This is a genomic window from Pseudonocardia sp. DxW (assembly GCF_058448985.1).
Genome location: NZ_JBZFLK010000011.1, coordinates 95,281 through 115,616, shown reverse-complemented (window position 1 = coordinate 115,616; position 20,336 = coordinate 95,281). Strand labels below are relative to the sequence as shown.

General features: G+C 74.7%; 19 protein-coding genes. 10 read left to right on the top strand and 9 right to left on the bottom strand.

The window, feature by feature from the left end; translation table 11 throughout:
* The first annotated feature begins 23 nt into the window (after positions 1-23).
* The 3 genes from ACVJO7_RS18555 (at position 24) to ACVJO7_RS18545 (ending at position 4,614) form a co-directional block, all read left to right on the top strand.
* Positions 24-2,447, top strand: a complete 2,424-nt coding sequence (locus ACVJO7_RS18555) for a xanthine dehydrogenase family protein molybdopterin-binding subunit (RefSeq protein WP_491673926.1) — start codon at positions 24-26, stop codon at positions 2,445-2,447.
* Between the two features lie 68 nt (positions 2,448-2,515).
* A complete protein-coding gene (locus ACVJO7_RS18550) occupies positions 2,516-3,418 on the top strand; it encodes an AAA family ATPase (RefSeq protein WP_491673925.1) in 903 nt (300 codons plus the stop codon).
* Positions 3,419-3,477: 59 nt separating this feature from the next.
* Positions 3,478-4,614 (top strand): vWA domain-containing protein, encoded by a 1,137-nt coding sequence (locus ACVJO7_RS18545; protein ID WP_491674019.1) that lies wholly within the window; start codon positions 3,478-3,480, stop codon positions 4,612-4,614.
* A 10-nt stretch (positions 4,615-4,624) separates the two neighbouring features.
* Here ACVJO7_RS18545 and ACVJO7_RS18540 read toward each other — a convergent pair whose 3' ends face one another.
* Together ACVJO7_RS18540 and ACVJO7_RS18535 are read right to left on the bottom strand one after the other, a co-directional pair.
* Entirely contained in the window at positions 4,625-7,126 is a 2,502-nt protein-coding gene (locus ACVJO7_RS18540; protein ID WP_491673924.1) for a molybdopterin-dependent oxidoreductase, read from the bottom strand.
* Between the two features lie 75 nt (positions 7,127-7,201).
* Complete coding sequence (locus ACVJO7_RS18535; RefSeq protein WP_491673923.1) at positions 7,202-7,741, bottom strand: TetR/AcrR family transcriptional regulator; 540 nt, start codon at positions 7,739-7,741, stop codon at positions 7,202-7,204.
* A gap of 115 nt (positions 7,742-7,856) precedes the next feature.
* Here ACVJO7_RS18535 and ACVJO7_RS18530 point away from each other — a divergent pair, with 115 nt between their 5' ends.
* Positions 7,857-8,288, top strand: coding sequence for a tautomerase family protein (locus ACVJO7_RS18530; RefSeq protein WP_491674018.1), 432 nt, complete (start codon positions 7,857-7,859; stop codon positions 8,286-8,288).
* 188 nt (positions 8,289-8,476) lie between these two features.
* Complete coding sequence (locus tag ACVJO7_RS18525; RefSeq protein WP_491673922.1) at positions 8,477-9,526, top strand: substrate-binding domain-containing protein; 1,050 nt, start codon at positions 8,477-8,479, stop codon at positions 9,524-9,526.
* On the opposite strand, the gene ACVJO7_RS18520 is transcribed toward ACVJO7_RS18525, so the two are convergent.
* On the bottom strand, positions 9,447-10,172 hold the full coding sequence (locus ACVJO7_RS18520) for a hypothetical protein (protein ID WP_491674017.1): 726 nt from the start codon (positions 10,170-10,172) through the stop codon (positions 9,447-9,449). The genes ACVJO7_RS18525 and ACVJO7_RS18520 overlap by 80 nt on opposite strands.
* Between ACVJO7_RS18520 and ACVJO7_RS18515 the strand changes: the two genes are divergently transcribed.
* Positions 10,120-10,251, top strand: a complete 132-nt coding sequence (locus tag ACVJO7_RS18515; RefSeq protein WP_491674026.1) for a hypothetical protein — start codon at positions 10,120-10,122, stop codon at positions 10,249-10,251. The two genes, ACVJO7_RS18520 and ACVJO7_RS18515, sit on opposite strands and share 53 nt — an antisense overlap.
* A gap of 556 nt (positions 10,252-10,807) precedes the next feature.
* Here the strand turns inward: ACVJO7_RS18515 and ACVJO7_RS18510 are convergent.
* Positions 10,808-11,377, bottom strand: coding sequence for a TetR/AcrR family transcriptional regulator (locus ACVJO7_RS18510; RefSeq protein WP_491673921.1), 570 nt, complete (start codon positions 11,375-11,377; stop codon positions 10,808-10,810).
* Positions 11,378-11,478: 101 nt separating this feature from the next.
* Between ACVJO7_RS18510 and ACVJO7_RS18505 the strand changes: the two genes are divergently transcribed.
* Positions 11,479-12,750, top strand: coding sequence for an acyl-CoA dehydrogenase family protein (locus ACVJO7_RS18505; RefSeq protein WP_491673920.1), 1,272 nt, complete (start codon positions 11,479-11,481; stop codon positions 12,748-12,750).
* Complete coding sequence (locus ACVJO7_RS18500; protein ID WP_491673919.1) at positions 12,747-13,769, top strand: phosphotransferase family protein; 1,023 nt, start codon at positions 12,747-12,749, stop codon at positions 13,767-13,769. Before ACVJO7_RS18505 ends, ACVJO7_RS18500 begins: the two co-directional genes overlap by 4 nt.
* Positions 13,770-13,828: 59 nt before the next feature.
* Here ACVJO7_RS18500 and ACVJO7_RS18495 read toward each other — a convergent pair whose 3' ends face one another.
* The 3 genes from ACVJO7_RS18495 to ACVJO7_RS18485 all read right to left on the bottom strand — a co-directional run bounded on the left by ACVJO7_RS18495 (position 13,829) and on the right by ACVJO7_RS18485 (position 15,219).
* The gene (locus ACVJO7_RS18495; protein WP_344021236.1) at positions 13,829-14,026 is read right to left on the bottom strand and encodes a CsbD family protein; all 198 of its coding nucleotides are present in this window, start codon (positions 14,024-14,026) and stop codon (positions 13,829-13,831) included.
* Between the two features lie 73 nt (positions 14,027-14,099).
* Positions 14,100-14,540 carry a CBS domain-containing protein gene (locus ACVJO7_RS18490; RefSeq protein ID WP_491673918.1) on the bottom strand — a complete coding sequence of 147 codons (441 nt, stop codon included), beginning with the start codon at positions 14,538-14,540 and terminating at the stop codon, positions 14,100-14,102.
* Between the two features lie 82 nt (positions 14,541-14,622).
* Positions 14,623-15,219 carry a carboxymuconolactone decarboxylase family protein gene (locus ACVJO7_RS18485; protein WP_491673917.1) on the bottom strand — a complete coding sequence of 199 codons (597 nt, stop codon included), beginning with the start codon at positions 15,217-15,219 and terminating at the stop codon, positions 14,623-14,625.
* 91 nt (positions 15,220-15,310) lie between these two features.
* On the opposite strand from ACVJO7_RS18485, the gene ACVJO7_RS18480 reads away from it, so the two are divergent.
* Both ACVJO7_RS18480 and hppD read left to right on the top strand, forming a co-directional pair.
* On the top strand, positions 15,311-16,510 hold the full coding sequence (locus ACVJO7_RS18480) for a homogentisate 1,2-dioxygenase (protein ID WP_491673916.1): 1,200 nt from the start codon (positions 15,311-15,313) through the stop codon (positions 16,508-16,510).
* A gap of 150 nt (positions 16,511-16,660) precedes the next feature.
* Positions 16,661-17,857: a 4-hydroxyphenylpyruvate dioxygenase gene (gene hppD / locus ACVJO7_RS18475; RefSeq protein WP_344021227.1), complete on the top strand. Its 1,197-nt coding sequence runs from the start codon at positions 16,661-16,663 to the stop codon at positions 17,855-17,857.
* A 21-nt stretch (positions 17,858-17,878) separates the two neighbouring features.
* On the opposite strand, the gene ACVJO7_RS18470 is transcribed toward hppD, so the two are convergent.
* Together ACVJO7_RS18470 and ACVJO7_RS18465 are read right to left on the bottom strand one after the other, a co-directional pair.
* A complete protein-coding gene (locus ACVJO7_RS18470) occupies positions 17,879-19,273 on the bottom strand; it encodes an amidase (RefSeq protein WP_344021224.1) in 1,395 nt (464 codons plus the stop codon).
* Positions 19,274-19,353: 80 nt separating this feature from the next.
* Positions 19,354-20,256 carry a LuxR C-terminal-related transcriptional regulator gene (locus tag ACVJO7_RS18465; RefSeq protein ID WP_491673915.1) on the bottom strand — a complete coding sequence of 301 codons (903 nt, stop codon included), beginning with the start codon at positions 20,254-20,256 and terminating at the stop codon, positions 19,354-19,356.
* Between the last annotated feature and the right edge of the window lie 80 nt (positions 20,257-20,336).

The window sequence follows — 20,336 nt, the reverse complement described above, 5'->3', positions numbered from 1 at the left end:
CCTCCAGAAGGGAACCTCCCACCATGACCGAGACTCTCCCCGCCCCCACCGCCGCCCCCGCGGCCGGGAACGGGCTCGCCGCCGAGCACCTGCGGATCCGCACCGACAAGTGGATCGGCAAGCGCACCAAGCGGGTCGAGGACCCCCGGTTCCTGACCGGCAACGCGCGCTACGTGGCCGACCTGGTCCGGCCCCGGATGCTGCACGCCGTCTACGTCCGCTCCCCGCACCCGCACGCCCGGATCGTCTCGGTGGACACCTCGGTGCTGCCCGGGCTCGGCACCTCGGTGTGGGTGTTCACCGGCAAGGACCTGGCCGACGTACCGCCGCTGATCGACCACGTCGCCCTGGACCACCTGCTGCGCACCCCGCAGAACGTGATCGCCATCGACAAGGTCCGGTTCGTCGGCGACGCGGTCGCCATCGTGGTCGCGGCCGACCGCTACGCCGCCGAGGACGCCGCCGAGGAGCTCGGCGCGGCAGTCGAGTACGAGGTGCTCCCGCCGATCCCGAACGTCACCGCCGCCAACGCGCCGGGCGCCGCGCTGCTGTTCGAGGACCTGGGCACCAACGAGATCTACCGGCAGACCGAGCGGCACGGGGACAGCGACGCGGCCTTCGCCGCCGCCGACCGGGTCTTCGAGATCTCGTTCCACCACAACCGCTACGGCGCGGCCCCGATGGAGACCCGCGGCGTGCTGGCCGACTACGAGCGGCACGACAAGCAGCTCACCGTCTGGTCGTCCACCCAGATGCCGCACTTCCTGCGCTCGATCATCGCCGGCCAGCTCGGCATGCCCGAGCACCGGGTGCGGGTGATCGCGCCCGAGGTCGGCGGCGGGTTCGGGCAGAAGATGTGCACCTCGCCCGAGGAGATCGTGATCCCGTTCGTCGCCGTCGCGCTCGGCAGGCCGGTGAAGTGGATCGAGGACCGGCACGAGCACCTGCTGGCCGCGACCCAGGCGAAGGAGGAGCACATCACCCTGGAGGTGGCCGTCACGAACGAGGGGAAGCTGCTCGCGGTCCGCGGCGAGTTCGTCGGCGACGGCGGTGGCTACTCGTTCAACACCGAGAGCGCGCTGATCGAGCCGGCGCTGGCCGCCAAGTCGTTCCCCGGGCCGTACCGGCTCGACGCCTACGACGAGACGGTCGCCGCGTCGCTGACCAACAAGAGCCCGGTCGCCGCCTACCGCGGGGTCGGCTGGACGGCGGCGAACACGGTCCGCGAGATCGTGGTCGACGAGATCGCCCGCGGCCTCGGCATCGACCCGGTCGAGATCCGGCACCGCAACATGCTGCACGCCGACGAGCTGCCGTTCCGTTCGATCACCGAGCAGCTCTACGACAGCGGCAGCTACCACGAGTCGCTGGACCTGGCGATCGAGACGGTCGACTACGCCGCGTTCCGGGCCCGGCAGGCGGAGCTGCGCGAGCAGGGCCGCTACCTCGGGCTCGGGATCAGCTCCTACGTCGAGCAGACCGCCTGGGGCAGCGACTCCTCGGCGCAGGCCGGCACCCCGCTGCCCTCGCACGACAACTCGACGGTGACCATCGACCCGAGCGGCACCGTCACCGTCGCGGTGAGCACGTCCTGCCACGGGCAGGGCCACGAGACCGCCTACGCCCAGATCGCCGCCGACGGTCTCGGGGTCGGGATCGGCGACGTCAAGGTCATCTACGGGGACACCGAGTCGGCGCCCTACGGGCTGGGCACCTACGCCAGCCGCAGCGCGGTGATCGGTGGCGCGACCGTCGCCCGGGCCGCCGCCGACGTGCGGGAACAGATCCTCAAGGTCGCCGCGAACATGCTGGAGGCCAACCCGGAGGACCTCACGATCGACGACTCGGTCATCTCGGTCTCCGGGGCACCCGGGGTGTCGAAGACGATGGCCGAGGTCGCCTACTCCGCGTACTGGGACTCCGAGGTGCGCTCGGCCGAGCCGCTGCTCACCGCGACCCGGTTCTACGACCCGCCCGCGACCTACGCCAACGGCTGCGTCGTGGTGCTGTGCGAGGTCGACGCGGGCACCGGCTCGGTCACCCTCGACCGGATCGTCGCGATCGAGGACTGCGGCACCGTGATCAACCCGATGATCGTCGAGGCGCAGGTGCACGGCGCGATCACCCAGGGCGTCGGCGGGGCGCTGTTCGAGCAGTTCGTCTACGGCGACGACGGCCAGCCGCAGACGACGACGTACATGGACTACCTGGTGCCGACCTCCACCGACATCCCGCCGATCGAGGTGCTGAGCCTCTGCTCACCGTCGCCGTTCAGCATCGGCGGCATCAAGGGGATGGGTGAGGGCGGCCAGATCGCCGCCCCGGCCGCGGTGGCGAACGCCGTCGCCGACGCGCTCGCCCCGTTCGGGGCGAAGGTCCGGCAGCTCCCGCTGGCGCCGGACTACGTGCTGCGCCTGATCGGTGCCATCGGCGCCGACGAGTCCTGATCCCGCTCCCACCACCGGGCGCGGCCGGGGATCCCCCCGGCCGCGCCCGGTTCCCAGGAGGCACATCCGTGGCAGAGTCCCCAGCCGAGCCGTCCACCACCGGGTTCGACTCGCCGGAGGTGCTGGCGAAGGCGCTGTCGGGCACCGGCTACCTCCCCGGCGACGACCTGGCCACCGCCGCGTTCCTGGCGCTGCGGATGAACCGGCCGCTGTTCTGCGAGGGTGAGCCGGGCACCGGGAAGACGGCGTTCGCGCAGGCGCTCGCCCAGGTGCTCGGCGCCCCGCTGATCCGGCTGCAGTGCCACGACGGCATCGACGCCGGGCAGGCCCTCTACGACTGGGACTTCCCCCGCCAGCTGCTGCACCTGCGCACCCTCGAGGCCACCGGCGGCGACCTCGATCCCGACACCGTCGAACACAGCCTCTACGACGAGCGGTTCCTGCTCGCCCGCCCCATCCTGCGCGCCCTGCGCACCAGCCCCTCGGTACTGCTGATCGACGAGATCGACCGCGCCGACGACGAGTTCGAGGCCTTCCTGCTGGAGGTGCTCACCGAGCACGCCGTCACCATCCCGGAGCTGGGTGAGATCCGGGCCGTCAGCCCGCCGGCGGTCGTGCTCACCTCGAACCGGACCCGCGAGGTGCACGACGCGCTCAAGCGCCGCTGCCTCTACGTCTGGCTCGACCATCCCGACGTCGCCGGCGAGATCCGGATCCTGCGCAGCAGGCTGCCCGGGCTGTCCGAGCGGCTCGCGACCGAGGTCGCGGAGGCGGTCGCGGCGCTGCGGGTGGCCGATCTGGTGAAGCCGCCGGGCGTCGCCGAGACCCTGGACTGGGCGCAGGCGCTGCAGCTGATCGGGTCCACCACGCTCGACCTCGACGGGGCGGCGGCCACCCTCGGCGCGGTGCTCAAGTACCGGGAGGACGCCGAGCGCGCGCTCGCCGTGCTGGCGCGGCACGGCTCGTCGTGACCGGGCCGGACGCGCCGCCCGGTCCGATCCACACCGCCCGGACCGACGCGATCGCCCGGATCGATCCGCTGCTGGTCGGCCGCCCGGCGGGCGGCCCGGTCGCCGCGCTCGCCGGGTTCACCGCGGTGCTGCGGCACGACGGCCTCGCCGTGCCGACCGACCGGGTCGCGGCGTTCCTGCAGGCGGTGGGGCATCTCGGGGTGACCGACCGGGAGCGGGCGTACCGGGCGGGCCGGGTCACCCTCTGCTCCGACCCGGACGACCTGCCGCGCTACGACATCGCATTCGCGACCTGGTTCGATCCGGCGATCACGGCCCGCACCGCGCCGCCCGCCGCGACCCCGCCGCCGGCCCGGCCGGCGCCGCTGGGCAGCGGCCGGGACCCGGACGCCGACGCCGACGGCAGCGCCGAGGTGCTGGAGATCGCGGTCGCCGCCTCGACGACCGAGGTGCTGCGGGACCGGGACATCGCCGAGCTCACCCGGGCCGAGCGGGAGCACCTGCGGGTGCTGCTGGCCCGGCTGCGCCCGGACCCGCCGCTGCGCCGCAGCAGGCGGCTGCGCCCGGCCCGGCACGGGGGTGCCGATCCGCGGCGCACCCTGCGGGCCGCGATGCGGGCCGGTGGGGAGCTGCGCGCGCTGCACCGCCGCGACCAGGAGCGGCGGCCCCGGCGGGTGGTGCTGCTGATCGACGTCTCCGGGTCGATGCAGCCCTACGCCGACGCGCTGCTGCGGTTCGCGCACGTCGTCGCCCGCCGGTCCCCGGCGTCGACCGAGGTCTTCACCCTGGGCACCCGGCTGACCCGGGTCAGCCGGGAGCTGCGGCTGCGCGATCCGGAACACGCGCTGCGCGCCGCCGACGCCGCGATCGTGGACCGGGCGGGCGGGACCCGGCTCGGGGAGGTGCTGCGGATCTTCGTCGACGTCTGGGGCCGGCGCGGCACCGCCCGCGGGGCGACCGTCGTGGTGTTCTCCGACGGGTGGGAGCGCGGCACCGCGGAGCTGCTGGGGGAGCAGGCCGGCCGATTGGCGCGGCTCGCGCACCGGCTGGTCTGGGTCAACCCGCACGCCGGGAAGGACGGCTACCTCCCGGTGCAGGGCGGCATCGTGGCCGCACTGCCGCACCTCGACGAGCTGCTCGCCGGGCACAGCCTGGCCACCCTGGAGGAGCTGCTGGCGGTGCTGCGCCGCCGCTGACCGGCCGATCTCAGGCCGGATCGCCCAGCGGCTCCAGCCGGGCCGGGACGGCCTTGTGGCCGGGGTTGCCGAAGAACCGGTCGCGGTCCGCGGCCCGGGTGAGCGTGTTCAGCGCGACCCCGGTGACGTCCTCCGGTCCGGTCGGGCCGTCGCCGGTCGGGTAGCCGGCGCCCATCCCGTTCGGCAGCGACACGTGCCCGGGCTGCATCCGGTCGCTGACCTCGACGGTGGTCACGGCGGAGCCGGAGGCGGTGACGATCCGCAGCCGGTCGCCGGTGCCGACGGCCAGCGCGGCGGCGTCGTCCGGGTTGATCCGCAGCGCGCCGTCGGCGTCCCGGCGCCGCCAGCCGGGGTCCCGGATGATCACGTTGGCGGTGAAGGCGCGCCGCTCACCGGCGGAGAGCACGAAGGGGAACTCGGCGTCGGCGTGCGCGGGGGCGACGGCGGTGACCCGGGCGAGCTCGTCGAGCAGCTCGGGGATCTCGGCGTGGAAGCGCCGGTCCGGGTGCTGGACGTAGTCCCAGGCGTCGTCGTGCCGGTCGCTGCTGAACAGCACGCCCTGCGGCCGGTCGACGATCGCCGCGAACAGCTGCTCCCCGCGCCGGAAGCCCGGCGCGTCGAACCCGGCCCGGGCGACCGCGTCCGGCTGGGAGATCGCGCAGAGCTGGGCGAGCCCCCAGACCAGCGCGGTGGACTCGGTCCCGGCGGGCAGCGTCGTGCCGAGCGTGCGGTACAGCAGGTGCGGCAGCAGGCCCGCCAGCTCGGGCCGTTGCTCGACGGTGGAGAACAGGGCCAGTGCGAACGCGGCCCGCCCGGTCCGGGCGGCGGCGGTGAGGTCGTCGAGCAGCCGGGGTTCGACGACGCCGAGCCGGTCGACGACCTGCGCGTAGATCTCGGCCTCCGGACGGGTGCCCGGGAGCGGGTCCATCAACGGCCGGCGCAGCTGGAAGGTGTTGTGCGGGAAGTGCAGCGTGAACATCGACGCCTCGTACTTCTCGAACTGGCTGGAGGCGGGCAGCACGTAGTCGGCCTGGCGGGCGGTCTCGGTGAAGGCGACGTCCACGACCACCGAGACGTCGAGCGAGCGCATCGCCCGTGCGAAGCGCTCCGAACCGGGCAGCGAGTGGGCCGGATTGGAGCCGTCGACCCACATGGCCCGGAACCGGCCCGGGTGGTCGGTGAGGATCTCGTCGGCGATCGAGCTGCACGGGATCAGGCCGTACAGCATGCGTGCCCCGGTCACCGGGGTGGTGCCGTCGTGTTCGAGCCGGCCGACCGCGTCGGCGATCGGGCGGGCGACCGGCACGGCGACCGGATCGAAGAAGGCCCGCAGCATGCCCGCGGCGGCCCGCTCGGCGAGCGGCCGGAGCCGGTCCGGCGCCGACCGCAGCACCCTGCGCAGTGCGGGCGCGCCGCGGCGCATCGCGGCCCGGCCGATCCGGCGGCGGAGCCCGGCCGCGGGCCCCACGCCGGCCTGCGGCGGGACCGGATGCCAGCGTCCGGCGATCGGGAACATCCAGGAGTGGATGTGCTGGCCGCCCGGCTTGGCGAAGTTGCCGGTCAGCAGCCACAGCATCTTGTTCAGGTACGCGACCAGCGTGCTGTTCGACGAGTGCTGGACGCCGAGGTCCTCGTAGGTGGCGACGCTGCCGGCCGCGGCGATCCGGCGGGCGGCGGTGCGAATCAGCTCCTCGGGCACCCCGCAGTGTCCGGCGTGCCCGGTGATGTCGATCAGGGACAGCGCGGCGACGACGGCGTCGACACCGGTCGCGTGCTGCTCCAGCCAGTCGTGCGCGATCAGGTCCTCCTGGACCAGGGTCGCCGCGATCGCGGACATGCACCACGCGTCGGTGCCGGGGCGCAGCTGCAGGTGCAGGTCGGCCAGCTCGGCCGTCTCCGACCGCCGCGGATCGACCACGATCATCGTCCGGGCCGGATCGCGGGCGATCTCGCGCAGCACCGGCCGGGCCCGTGCGACGCCGTGCGACTGCCAGGGGTTCTTGCCGATGAACACGGCGACCTCGCAGTTCTCGAAGTCGCCGGTGGTGTGGTTGCCGTGCAGCTGGAGATCGACCCAGCCCTCGCTGGTCTTCTCCTGGGCCAGCGCGTTCGACGCGTAGCACACCCCGAGCGCCGCCTGCAGCGCTCGCCCGTGGCTGCCGCCCAGGTGGTTCCCCTGCCCGCCGCCGCCGTAGTAGAAGATCGACTCGCCGCCGTGGGTGTCCCGGACGGCGGCGAGCCGGGCCGCGATCTCGTCCAGCGCGGTGTCCCAGTCGATCTCCTCGTAGCTCCCGTCCGGGCGGCGGCGCAGCGGCGTGTCGAGCCGGTGTGGCCCGTTCTGGTAGCGATCGAGCCGCAGCGGCTTCTCGCAGGTGTAGCCGGCCGATCCCGGGTGTTCCCGGTCCCCCCGGATCCGGGTCAGCTCCCGCCCGGTGACCTGCACCTCCAGGCCGCAGTTGCACTCGCAGAGGATGCAGGCCGTCTTGCGCCAGGCCCCGTCGTGGGCAGTCATGGGTCGCTCCCGGGAGATCGGCAGGAAGTGTTACCGCCAGTAACTATGTGACATGACATAGTCCTTGGTCAAGCGTCACCGGCTGTCGAGCAGGTCGCCGAGCTCCCGGACGGTCGCGTCCAGCGCGGCGTTGTCGCCGTCCGCGCGGCAGAGCAGCACCGCGCCCTCCAGCGCGGCCAGCACGAGCGTCGCCCGGCGTGCCGCGCGGTCGGCCGGCAGCCCGGCCGCGGTCAGCGTCGACGCCAGCCGGGCGCGCCAGCGGTCGAGGACGTCCCGCGCCAGCGCGGCGATCTCCGGGTCGGCCGGTGCCTCGTCGACGACCAGTGCGACGACCGGGCAGCCGGGGAGGGTCCCGCCGCCGGTGCCCGGCCCGGTCCGCCAGAACGTCGCGAAGGTGTCCAGCACGCGCCGGGGGTCGTCGACCGGGGCCGCCTCGAGCAGTACGGAGATCGCCTGGTCGACGCCCTCCAGGGCGCGGCGCAGCAGCTCCCGCCGGCCGCCCGGGAAGTGGTGGTAGACCGAGCCGCGGGGGGCTCCGCTGTGCTCCAGGACGGCGTCGATCGTCGTCCCCGCGGCCCCTCGCTCGCGGAGCAGCGCGATCGTGCTCTCGATCATGCGGCGGCGCGTCTGCCCACGCCGCGGTGTCCCCGTGGGCACTCCCGGCCTCCTTGACCATGCTCTATGTCCTAGAGCATATTACGGTGATCCGACGAAGGAGGACATCGTGCCGATGATCGAGCTGACCGTCCCGGCCGGGGCGCTGGAGGCCGAGGTCGCCGCCGGTCTCCTGGACCGCCTCGCGACCTGCCTGCTGGAGTGGGAGAAAGCGCCGGACACCGAGTTCTTCCGCGAGGTCACCTGGACCTACCTGCATGAGACGCCCGCCGGGGCGTTGCGCGTCAACGGTCGGTCGGCGACCCGGTTCCGGGTCGACGTGACAGTGCCCGACCGCGCGTTCTCGCAGCGCCGCAAGGACGGCTTGGTCGCCGACGTGCACCGGCTGGTCGCCGAGGCCGCCGGGTTGCCGGACGAGCAGGGGCTGCACGTGTGGACGCTGGTGCACGAGGTGCCGGACGGCAACTGGGGTGCCGCCGGGGGGACGATCCGCTACGAGCAGCTCCGCTCGATCGCCGCCGCGGAACGCGCCGGGAACTCGGCCTGACCCGCCCGCCCGGTGCGTTCCGCGGAACGCACCGGTGGCCGCGGCGCCGCTGCACCGACCGGCGCACCGGGCGCCGCCGGACGCCGCAGCGGGCGTGTGCCGCAACCCGTCCGGTCGCCGATCCGGAAATACCCGGCAACCCGGCGTGCGTTGGCCCCGGTGGGGCCTGCACACCGGGGTGATGGGACATGACGGAGTTCACCGTGGCCCTCGTGATCCCGTTCGCGGGCTCCGAGGCGCTCTACGGGCCGTCCTGCCTGCTCTGCGCCAGGCTCGCGGCCGAGGAGATCAACGCCGCGGGCGGGATCCTCGACCGGCCGGTCCGGCTGATCGTGGTGGACGGCGGCGCCGGCCCGGCACGGGTCGCCGACGAGGTCGGGCGGCTGGCCGACGCCGGCCGGCTGGACGCCGTGGTCGGCTGGCACACCTCGGTCGTCCGGCAGCACCTGGTGCCGCGGCTGCGCGGCCGGGTCCCCTACGTGTTCACCGCGCTCTACGAGGGCGGCGAGACCGCGCCCGGGGTGTTCGCGATCGGCGAGACCCCGGAGATCCAGCTGTATCCGGCGCTGCGCTGGATGGGCGAGGAGATCGGGGTGCGGCGCTGGTTCGTGGTCGGCAACGACTACGTGTGGCCGCGCCGCTCCACCGAGTTGGTGCACCGGTTCCTGCGCGAGTGCGGGGCACCGCCGCTGGACGGGGCGCGGTTCGTCCGGCTCGGCACGGCCGACTTCGCGCCGGTGCTGCGCCGGATCGAGTCCGGCGACGGCGACGGGGTGCTGATGCTGCTCGTCGGCCGGGACGCGGTGGAGTTCAACCGGCAGTTCGCCCGGCGCGGCCTGGAGGACCGGTGCGCCCGCTTCGCCCCGCTGATGGACGAGAGCATGCTCGCCCAGACCGGCGCCCGGGCGTCCCGGGACGTGTTCACCGCCGCCGGCTACTTCGAGTCGCTGCCGACCGCGGAGAGTCTCGGCTTCGGCGCCCGCTACGTGCGCCGGTTCGGGCCGGACGCGCCGGTGCTGAACGCCCCCGGCGAGTCCTGCTACGACGGCGTCCGGGTGCTGGCCGGGCTGGTCGAGCGGGCCGGGACCGCCGAGATCGGGCCGCTCACCGAGGTCGCCGACCGGTCCTGCCACGACGGCCCGCGCGGGACGGTGCGGGTCACCGGGGCCCGCACCGAGCAGCGCATCTACCTGGCCACCGCGGACGGCGCCGGCTTCGACATCCTCGCCTCGATCTGATCCGGCCGGGCCCGGGCCGCGCGCCGCGGTCAGTCCCGGGTGGCGACCCGGTCCCGCTCGACGAAGAACCGGGGTGCCACCACGCCAGATCCGGTAGAAGCCGCCGACGCCGAGCAGCGTGGTGCCCGCACCGACCGCGAGCTGCGGCCAGGCCCGCGCGAACACCTCCCGGACCGGGGACGAGGACCGCTCGTCCCGGGCCAGCATCTGCTCGAACAGCGGGGACTCCTCGACCCGCCTGCGCAGCCACACCGCCACCGCGAGCAGCGGGAACGCCGCCAGGAACCGGATCCGCCAGCCCCAGGCGTCGAAGCTCTCCGGCGGCAGCTGCGCGACGGCGAGGAAGGCCCCGGAGGACAGCAGCGTGCCGACCGGGGAGTCGACCTGGGTATCGCGGCGTACCGGCCGCGGCGCTCCGGCGGTGCGTGCTCGACGGCCAGGGTGACCGCCCCGCCCCGCCCCACTCGCCGCCGACCGCGACGCCCTGCAGTAGCCGCAGCAGGGTCAGCAGCAGCGGCGCCGCGATCCCGATCGCGGCGAAGTCGGGGAGCAGGCCGATCAGGCCGGTCACGATCCCGATCATGGTGACGGTGATGATCAGGCAGCGCTTGCGGCCGATCCGGTCGCCGAGGTGGCCGAAGACCACCGCCCCGAACGGCCGGGCGGCGAACCCGACCGCGAACGCGGCGAGGGTGGAGACCACCACGTCGTCGGTCGCGAAGTAGAGCCGGTTGAACATCACCGCGGCCGCCGTCCGTAGAGGAAGAAGTCGTACACCACTCCAGCGCGGTGCCGACGAACGCGCCGAACGCGACCTTGCGCGCCTCGGCGTCGGTGACGGTCACCTTCCGCCGGTGTTCCCGTCCGCCGTCTCGCCGGCTATGCCGCCTCCAGGGGGCCGTCCGTGTTGGGGTCGTGCCAGCATCGGCGGCCCGGCGGCCGGGCGGAACGCACGTACGCCGCGATCTGCCGGCCGCAGACTGACTGTGCGGGTGCACAACGAAACGTGGTCGTCATGGAGCGCCCGATCCGCTGCGCAGCTGCACAGCAGTCGTCGGTGAACCGGCGGCGCCGCGCGGGTGACCGCCGCGCACCGGCAGTGCTGCGATGGGGGACCCGGCGAACGAGGAGGACCCGATGGCGGACGACGGCGCCCCGACCTTCCTGGCGGACTTCGCGACCCTGTCCGGCTTCGGCGCGACCGAACGCGGCGGGGTGCACCGGGAGGCCGCGTCCGAGGCGGACGAGCGGCCGCTGGGACGGCGCCTACGCCCCGCGCCGTCACGGGACGGACGCGCCGACCAGCCGCAGCGCGAACTCCACCTGCGCCCAGGCGACGTCGTTCTCGGTCGGCCCGGCGTCCTCCCGGAACCAGACCGCGACGCCCATCCCGAGATCGAGGATCGCGTACGACGCCAGCTGCGGATCGGCGACCCGGAACGCGCCGCGCGCGGCACCGTCGCCGATCAGGGCGCGGAACCGCTGCTCGTAGCTGTCGCGCAGGCCCAGGATCGCCGAGCGGTGCGGCTCGACGAGGCTGCGCAGCTCCCGGTTCCCGACGAACGCCTCCCGCCGGTGCCGGGCGTGGAACCGGACGTGCGCGTCGACCGCCCGGCGCAGCCGTTCCACCGGATCGTCCACCCCGGACACCGCCGCGTCGTGGTCGCGCAGCAGCGCGGTCATCGTGGCGTGCATCAGCGAGGCGAGCAGGTCCTGCTTGGAGCTGACGTGCTTGTAGAGGCTGGGTCCGCGCATCCCGACGGCGGCCCCGATGTCGGCCATCGTCGTCGCCTCGTAGCCGCGCCGGACGAACTGCTCCAGCGCGGCCGACCGGATCTCCGCCTCCCGCACGGCTAGCAGTCTATCCCCGAGCTGTGACCCGTGCGGCAGCATCTTGCGTCGACCAGTCGTCATGGTGGCTAATGACTATTAGCCAACACGCAGGAGGAGACATGGCCGTCGACTTCGAGCCGGACCCCCGGGTCGCCGAGCTCACCGACCGCACCCGGCGGTTCGTCCGGGAGGAGGTGATCCCGGTCGAGGTGGCGCACGACGGCGTCGTCGGATCCGAGGAGGTCCGCCGCCGGCTGCAGGCCGGGGCCCGCGCGGCCGGGGTGTTCGCGCCGCACGCGGCCGAGGAGTTCGGCGGCCACGGCCTGGACATGTGCGGTCGGGCCGCGGTGTTCGAGGAGGCCGGCTACTCGCTGCTCGGCCCGATCGCGCTGAACATCGCCGCGCCCGACGAGGGCAACGTGCACATGCTGGAGCAGATCGCGAGCGAGGAGCAGAAGGCGCGCTACCTCGCCCCGCTCGCGGCGGGCGACGTGCGGTCCTGCTTCGCGATGACCGAGCCGGCCCCCGGCGCGGGCTCCGACCCGGACGCGCTGTCCACCACCGCCACCCGGGTCCCCGGCGGCTGGCGGATCGACGGCCGCAAGTGGTTCATCACCGGCGCCGACGGCGCCGCCTTCGCCATCGTGATGGCCCGCACCGCGGGCGAGCCGGGGGACCGTGGCGGCGCCACCATGTTCCTGGTCGACGCCGGCAACCCGGGCATGCAGGTGGGCAGGCACATCCCGACGCTCGACGAGTCGCTGTACGGCGGGCACCTCGAGGTCACCTTCGACGACTGCCGGGTCGGCGACGACGCGGTGCTCGGCGAGGCCGACCAGGGCTACCGCTACGCCCAGGTGCGGCTCGGCCCGGCCCGGATGACGCACTGCATGCGCTGGCTCGGGATCGCCCGCCGGGCCCAGGACATCGCGGTGGGGCACGCGGCGCAGCGCAGGCTGTTCGGCTCCCGGCTCGGCGACCTCGGCATGGCCCAGGCGATGATCGCCGACAACGAGATCGACGTCGCGGCCGCCCGCGGGCTGATCCTGCGCGCCTGCTGGGAGCTGGACCGGGGCCGGCACGCCGGGGCCGAGGTGTCGATCGCGAAGACCTTCACCGCGGAGGCCGTGTGGCGGGTGGTCGACCGGTCGCTGCAGCTCTGCGGGTCGCTCGGCGTCTCCGGGGACGTGCTGCTGGGCCGGTTCCTGTGCGAGGTGCGGCCGTTCCGGATCTACGACGGCCCGTCCGAGACGCACCGCTGGTCGATCGCCCGCCGGGTGGTGGGCCGGCACACTGCCGGGTCGGCCGGGACAGCCGGGACAGCCGGGTCGGCCGGGTCGGCCGGGTCGGCCGGGTCGGCCGGGGCTGCGCGGCCGGCGGGCGTCCGGTGAGCGGCCCGGACGGCCTCGACCTGGTCGCGCTGGACCGCTTCCTGGCCGGGAACGCCGAGGGGTACCGCGGCGGCGTCACCGCCGAGCTGGTCTCCGGCGGCCGGTCCAACCTGACCTACCGGGTCACCGACGGCGCCGCCACCTGGATCCTGCGCCGCCCGCCGCTGGGCACGCTCACCCCGTCGGCGCACGACATGGCGCGCGAGTTCCGGTTCGTCGAGGCGCTCGCCGGGTCCGGCGTGCCGGTCGCCCCCGCGGTCGCGCTCGCCGACGACTCGGTGCTCGGGGTGCCGTTCGCGCTGACCGGGTTCGTCGACGGGATCGTGGTGCGCGGCGGGGCGGACCTGGCCGGCTGGTCCGACGGCCTGGTCCGGGACTGCGCCTTCGCGCTCGTCGACACGCTCGCCGCGCTGCACGCCGTCGACGTGACCGCGGAGCCGGTCGCCGGGCTCGGCCGGCCCGCCGGCTACCTGCGCCGCCAGGTCGACCGCTGGTACTCGCAGTGGCAGCGGGTGCGCACCCGGGAGCTGCCCGACGTGGACGCGCTGCACGCCCTGCTCGACGCCGGCTGCCCGGCGGAGAGCGACGCGGCCGTGGTGCACGGCGACTTCCGGATCGACAACGCCATCCTGGACCGGGCCGACCCGACCCGGGTGCTCGCCGTCGTGGACTGGGAGATGGCCACCCTGGGCGATCCGCTGGCCGATCTCGCGCTGCACACCGTCTACCGGGACGAGGTGTTCGCCCCGGTGCTGGCCGGCACGGCCGCCTCGACCAGCGCCCGGATGCCCGCCCCGGACGAGCTGGTCGCCCGCTACACCGCGGCCTCCGGCCGGGAGCCCCGGGACTGGGCGTTCCACCGCGGGCTGGCCTACCTCAAGATCGCGGTGATCGCCGAGGGCATCCACGAGCGGCACCTGCGCGGCGACACCCGCGGCGAGGGGTTCGACGGCATCGGCGACGCGACGGCCCCGCTGGTCGCCGCCGGGCTGTCCGCCGCCCGCGGATCCGGCGGCTGACCGGGACGGCCGGCGCCCGCGGACCCGGTGCGGGTTCCGCGGGCGCAGGCCCCGGGCGGTCAGTCCCTGGTGAAGGCGTCCTTGACGTTGGACGCGGCGTCCTTGACCTTCTCGCCGGCGTCCTTCAGCGAGGCCTTGCTCTGCTCGGCCTTGCCCTCGGCGCGCAGCTCGTTGTCACCCGTCGCCTCGCCGGCCTTCTCCTTGGCGACGCCGGTGGCGTTCTCGGCCTTGTTCTTGATCTTGTCGGTGAACGACACGATGACCTCCTCGGGTTGCCTGCGTGGGTGGGAGTGCCCCACGGCCGGCTCCCTCACGCCGATGTGGCGACGATCACCCCGATCGGGCGGTCCGGCCGGGCCCGGCGCGCTCCCGTTCCCGGGCGCGGATGCCCTCGTCGGAGCAGAAGCCGCGGCCGGACCGCTTCAGGCAGAGCAGCCCGAGCAGCCGGCCGCCGTCGTCGACGACGGCCAGCCTGCGCCGCCCCTCGCCCGCCATCGCGTCCCAGGTGGTCCGCAGGTCCGCGGTCGGTCCGACGGTGCGACCGGCCAGCCGGCCGGCCGGTGCGGCCGGTGCGGCGTCGGCACGTCCGGCCAGGTCGGCCCGTTCGACGACGGCGTGCAGCAGCCCGTCGTCGTCGACCAGCAGCAGCGCGTGCACCTTCGGCTTGCCGAACAGCGCCCTGGCCTGGCCGACCGTCGTCGCCGGCCGGCAGGTCTTCGGGAAGGTGTGCATGGCGGAGGCGACGGTCTGCCCCACGACGGTCCCGGTCACGCTGCTCCCTCCACCCGGCTCCGGCACACCCAGCATCCGCGATCGCGGCCGCGCGCGGTAGGCCGTTGACCGCGGGTACCCGCTACTCCGGCCGGAACACCGCCAGCGCCCCGGCGAGCATCGCGTAGTAGCCGGTCAGCCACACCAGCGCGGCCAGGGTGTCCCGGCCGAGCTCGCGCAGCGCGCCGGCGTAGCGGTCGTCGTCCAGGTCACGGGTGGTCAGCAGGGTCCGGACGACGTCCAGCGCGGTCCGTTCGGCGGCGTCCAGCCCGTCCGGGACGGCGCCGTCGAGCACCGCCCGCAGCTGCCCGGTGGACAGGCCGGACTCCCGGGCCGGACGCTCGTGCGCCGACCACTCGAACGCGCTGCGGTGGTGCACGGCGACGGCGAGCACGGCCAGCTCGCGCAGCCGCGGCGGGAGGTCGTCGTCGAACCGCAGCGCGGCCCCGACCTGCTGCACGGCGTCGCCGATCCGGGGCGAGAACAGCATCACCCCGAACGGGCCGACCAGCCGGTCCCGCTCGTCGGTCAGCGGCACCCCGGCCTGCGCCTTCCGCGGCCCGGTGGCGATCCGGGCGTGCAGTGCGGCCCGCTCGGGATCCAGCCCGGCCGGGTCCAGCGGACGGGTGCGGGGCGGCCCGGACGGCGCGGGGCGGCCGGGCAGGTCGTCGGTCGTCACCGGAGCAACGGTAGGCCGCCCGCTGGCGCCACCGGGCCGGCCGCCGGGAGTATCGGGCCGCACCGCAGCCCACGGGGGAGGAGTCGGTCCGATGGCGTACTACCGCAGAGCAGGTGACGTCCCGCCGAAGCGGCACACCCAGCACCGCGCCCCGGACGGGACGCTGTACCGGGAGGAGCTGATGGGGGAGGAGGGGTTCTCCGCGGACTCCTCGCTGCTCTACCACCGCGGGGTGCCGTCGGCGATCGTCGACGCGGCCCCGTGGGAGCTCCCCGGCCAGGAGCTGCGGGAGAACCGGCCGCTGATCCCGCGGCACCTGCGGCTGCACGGGCTCGGCGGGCCGGACTGGAAGGCGGCCGATCCGGTGACCGGGCGGCAGCTGGTGCTCGGCAACGCCGACGTGCGGATCTCCTACGTCGTCGCGGGTGCGCCCTCCCCGCTGTACCGCAACGCGATCGGCGACGAGTGCCTGTACGTCGAGTCCGGCGCGGCCGTGGTGGAGACGGTGTTCGGCGTGATCGACGCCCGCGAGGGCGACTACGTGGTGCTGCCGCGGTCCACCACGCACCGCTGGGTGCCGGCCGGGTCCGAGCCGCTGCGGCTGTACGCGATCGAGGCGAGCTCGCACATCGGGCCGCCGCAGCGGTACCTGTCCCGCTACGGCCAGCTGCTCGAGCACGCCCCGTACTGCGAGCGCGACCTGCACGGCCCGGACGGCCCGCTGCTGGTGGAGGGCACCGACGTCGAGGTCCTGATCAAGCACCGCGGCGGGGAGCACGGCGTCACCGGCACCCGGCACGTCGTGCCCACCCACCCGTTCGACGTCGTCGGGTGGGACGGCTGCCTGTACCCCTACACCCTCAACGTCGCCGACTTCGAGCCGGTCACCGGCCGCGTGCACCAGCCGCCGCCGGTGCACCAGGTGCTGGCCGGCCGCAACTTCGTGATCTGCAACTTCGTGCCGCGCAAGGTCGACTACCACCCGCTGGCCGTGCCGGTGCCCTACTACCACTCCAATGTGGACTCCGACGAGGTGATGTTCTACTGCGGCGGCGACTACGAGGCCCGCAGGGGCTCGGGCATCGGGCAGGGCTCGGTCTCGCTGCACCCGGGCGGTCACTCGCACGGCCCGCAGCCCGGCGCGGTCGAACGGTCGCTCGGTGCGGAGTTCTTCGACGAGCTCGCCGTCATGGTCGACACCTTCGCGCCGCTGTCGCTCGGTCCGGGCGGCGCGGCCGTCGAGGACCCGGCGTATGCCTGGAGCTGGGCCGGGCGCGGGCCCGGGAGGTGACCGACGGCTGCTGGGCGCTGCGCCCAGCACGGCACGGCTCATGCCGGGCCGATCTGGGCGGTGGCGCCAGATCCTGCTGGGCTGGTTGCCGAGCTCGCCGGACTGAGGTGTCCTCGGTGCACACCCGTGCCCCACCTCGGAGGTGACCCGATGACCGTCGAGCACACCCTCACCGACGCCGAGCGGCTGGCCGAGCTGGACGCCGCCACCCTGCACCGCCTGGTCGGCCTGGTGGAGCACGACGGCTCCCGCGACCCGTTCCCGGTGACCGGCTGGGACGCCGTGGTGTGGGCGGTCGGCAACGCCACCCAGGCCGCGCTGGTCCACCAGGTCGTCCACGGGATGGAGCTGGTCGCCTACTCCGGCCCGGAGACCGGCAACCGCGACCACCAGGCGTACGTGCTGCGCTCCGGTGCGGTCCGGTTCGAGCTGCGCGGCGCCGTCGACCCGGCCGGCCCGGTCGCCGACCACCATCGCGCGCACGGCGACGGCATTGTCGACATCGCCCTCGAGGTGCCCGACGTGGACCGCTGTATCGCGCACGCCCGCGCGCACGGCGCCACCGTGCTCGTCGAGCCGCACGACCTCGCCGACGAGCACGGCACCGTCCGGACCGCCGCGATCGCGACCTACGGCGACACCCGGCACACCCTGGTCGACCGCTCCCGCTACACCGGCCCCTACCTGCCCGGCTACGTCGCCCGCTCGTCCACCGTCGCGGACCGGGGGCCACGGCTGTTCCAGGCGCTCGATCACGTCGTCGGCAACGTCGAGCTCGGCCGGATGGACACCTGGGTCGACTTCTACCGGCGGATCATGGGCTTCACGAACATGGCCGAGTTCGTCGGCGACGACATCGCCACCGATTACTCGGCGCTGATGAGCAAGGTCGTCGCCAGCGGCAACCACCGGGTGAAGTTCCCGCTGAACGAGCCGTCGCCCGGTCGGCGGCGCTCGCAGATCGACGAGTACCTGCAGTTCTACGGCGGCCCCGGCGTCCAGCACCTGGCGCTCGCCACCGACGACATCCTGCGCACCGTCGACGTGCTGCGGTCCCGCGGCGTCGAGTTCCTCGACACCCCGGCCGCCTACTACGACGACCCGGACCTGCGCGCCCGGATCGGCCGGGTCCGGGTGCCGATCGGCGAGCTGCGCTCCCGCGGGATCCTGGTGGACCGCGACGAGGACGGCTACCTGCTGCAGATCTTCACCAAGCCGGTCGGGGACCGGCCGACGGTGTTCTTCGAGCTGATCGAGCGGCACGGCTCGCTCGGCTTCGGCAAGGGCAACTTCAAGGCGCTGTTCGAGGCGATCGAGCGGGAGCAGGAGCGCCGCGGCAACATCTGAGCGGTCCGGGGCCGCCGCTGCTCAGCCCTGGATCCGCGGCCACGGCCGGTCGGACTCCAGCGCGAACGCCAGCTCCAGCAGGGTGCGCTCGTCCCCGGCCGCGGTGGACAGGTGCACCCCCAGTGGCAGCCCGTTGCCCGCCGCCCCGGCCGGCACCGCGATCGCCGGGGCACCCGCGACGTTGCACAGCGGGGTGAACGCCACGTAGTCGAGCAGCCGCCGGGTCAGCTCGTCGAACCCGACCGCGGGGCTCAGCCAGCCGATCTCCGGCGGGGTGTGCGCCAGCACCGGCGAGAGCAGCACGTCGTGCCGGGTGAACAGCTCGGTGTAGGACTGCGCGACCCGGCGCAGCCGGTGCAGGAACACCGGGGTGCGGGCCATCGCCTTCCGGTAGTGGTCGGCGAGGCCGTGGGTGAGCGCGTCCAGCCGGTCCGGGTCGAACGTGCGGCCGTGCAGCCAGCGGCCGCCGGTGACCACCGAGAACGCGAGCAGCCCCCAGTAGTCGAGGAAGTCGTCGACGAACCGGGACCCGATGCCGGTGCTCGCGGGCTCCACCAGGTGCCCCTGCTTGCCGAGCAGCTCGGCCACCTCGGTGACCGCCGTCCGGGTCTCGGCGTCGATCTGCGCGCCGGTCGGCGAGTCCAGCACCAACCCGATCCGCAGCCGCCGGCGGGCCGGGCCCTCGACCAGGCCGACCGGCGGCAGCGCCGGGTTGCGGCGGTACCGGTCCGCGGCGGCCAGGAAGGTCGCGGTGTCGCGCACCGTCCGGGACACGATCCCGTCGGCGACCAGGTCGATCGGCATCCGGGCGCCGTTCGCGTTCGGGGCGAGCCTGCCCCGGGTCGGCTTCAGCCCGACCAGCCCGCAGGCCGCGGCCGGGATCCGGATCGAGCCGCCGCCGTCGTTGGCGTGCGCGACCGGCACCACACCGGCCGCGACCAGCGCCGCCGCCCCGCCGGACGACGCGCCCGCCGAGAACCGCGGGTCCCACGGGTTGCGGGTCGGCTCGGCGGCGGCGAACTCGGTGGAGGCGTTCAGGCCGTACTCCGGCATCCGGGTCAGGCCCAGCAGGTCCAGGCCGGTCGCCAGCAGCTGCCGGGTGACCTCGGCGTGCTCCCGGGCGGGCGCCGGGACGTAGGCGACGGTGCCGTTGGTGACCGGCCAGCCGCGGACGTCGGTGTTGTCCTTGACCAGCGTCGGGACGCCGGCCAGCGGCCCGGCCCGCTCGCCGGTCACCGGATCGGCGATCCGGTCCAGCGCCAGGCCGTGCAGCTGCGGCTCGACGAGCGCGGCCCGCCCGGCGACCGCGGTCCGCAGCTCGGCCGCCGAGACCTCGCGGCGGCGGAGCCGCTCGGCCAGACCGACCGCGTCGGCGTCACCCAGAGCGTCGTCGGAGAACGCGTGCACCCGGCTCATGCCTGCCCATGATGCTCCCCGCACCCGCCCCCGGGCGGCAGCACCCGCCGGGTGCCCCGGGGCCCGACCCGAAGGGAGGATCAGAGCAGGCCGGCGGAGCGGGCCGCCAGCACCGCCTTGGTGCGGTTGTGCACGCCGAGCTTGCGCATCGCGCTGCGCAGGTAGGTCTTCACGGTGTCCACCGCCAGGCCCATGTCCGCGGCGATCTCGGCGTTGCTCGCCCCGACCGCCACCAGCCGCAGCGCCTCCGCCTCCCGCGGCGCCAGCAGGGTCCCCGGCGGGGCGGCCGGCGGCGGGCGGGAACCGGTGAGCGCGCGGTGGATCTGGTCGAGCTTGGCCCGCAGGCCCGGATCGGCGGTGGACCGGGCCAGCGCCGCCAGCTCGTCGAGCGCCGTGCTGCGGTCCGGGCCGGCCCCGCCGCCCGGGGCCGGGGCGACCGGCTCCAGCGCCGCGGTGACGTCCCGGGCGACCTGGGTGGCGATCGCACCGGTCCGGCGGACGGCGACGTCACCGATCGGCCGATCCGCGCGGACCGCCCCGTAGACCATCCCGCGGACCGCCCCGCCCACCATGATCGGGTAGGCCAGGATCGAGGTCAGCTTCTCGTACTCGACGACCGGCAGGTCGTAGTCGTGGGTGATGCCGGCCGTCGAGGCGTAGTCGTTCACCCGGCACGGCCGCCTGCGCACCATCGCGGCACCGCCGAGGCCGCGCCCGGACACCACGTCCAGCTGGCGCAGCGAGTCGCCCAGGGTGCCCGCCAGCCGGGTGATCGTCAGCTTCTGCCCGGCCGCGCAGCTGCGGGTCGCGCCGCCGAACACCACCGGCAGCCCGGTGCTGCGGTGCAGCTCGCCGAGCCGCCGCGCCAGCGAGGCCTCCAGCGTCCGCGCCACGACGTCCTCCGCCGCATGCCACGCCGGGCCACCGGCCGCGTCGCTGCGCGCGTCCCGGGCCGCGTCCCACGCCGTGCCACCGTCGACCACGGGTGCCCTCCATCGGTGCGCGCGGATGTGCTTCATCATCCGCGTCCCGGGTGCGTTGTCGCATGTGTCCCGGTCGGCGT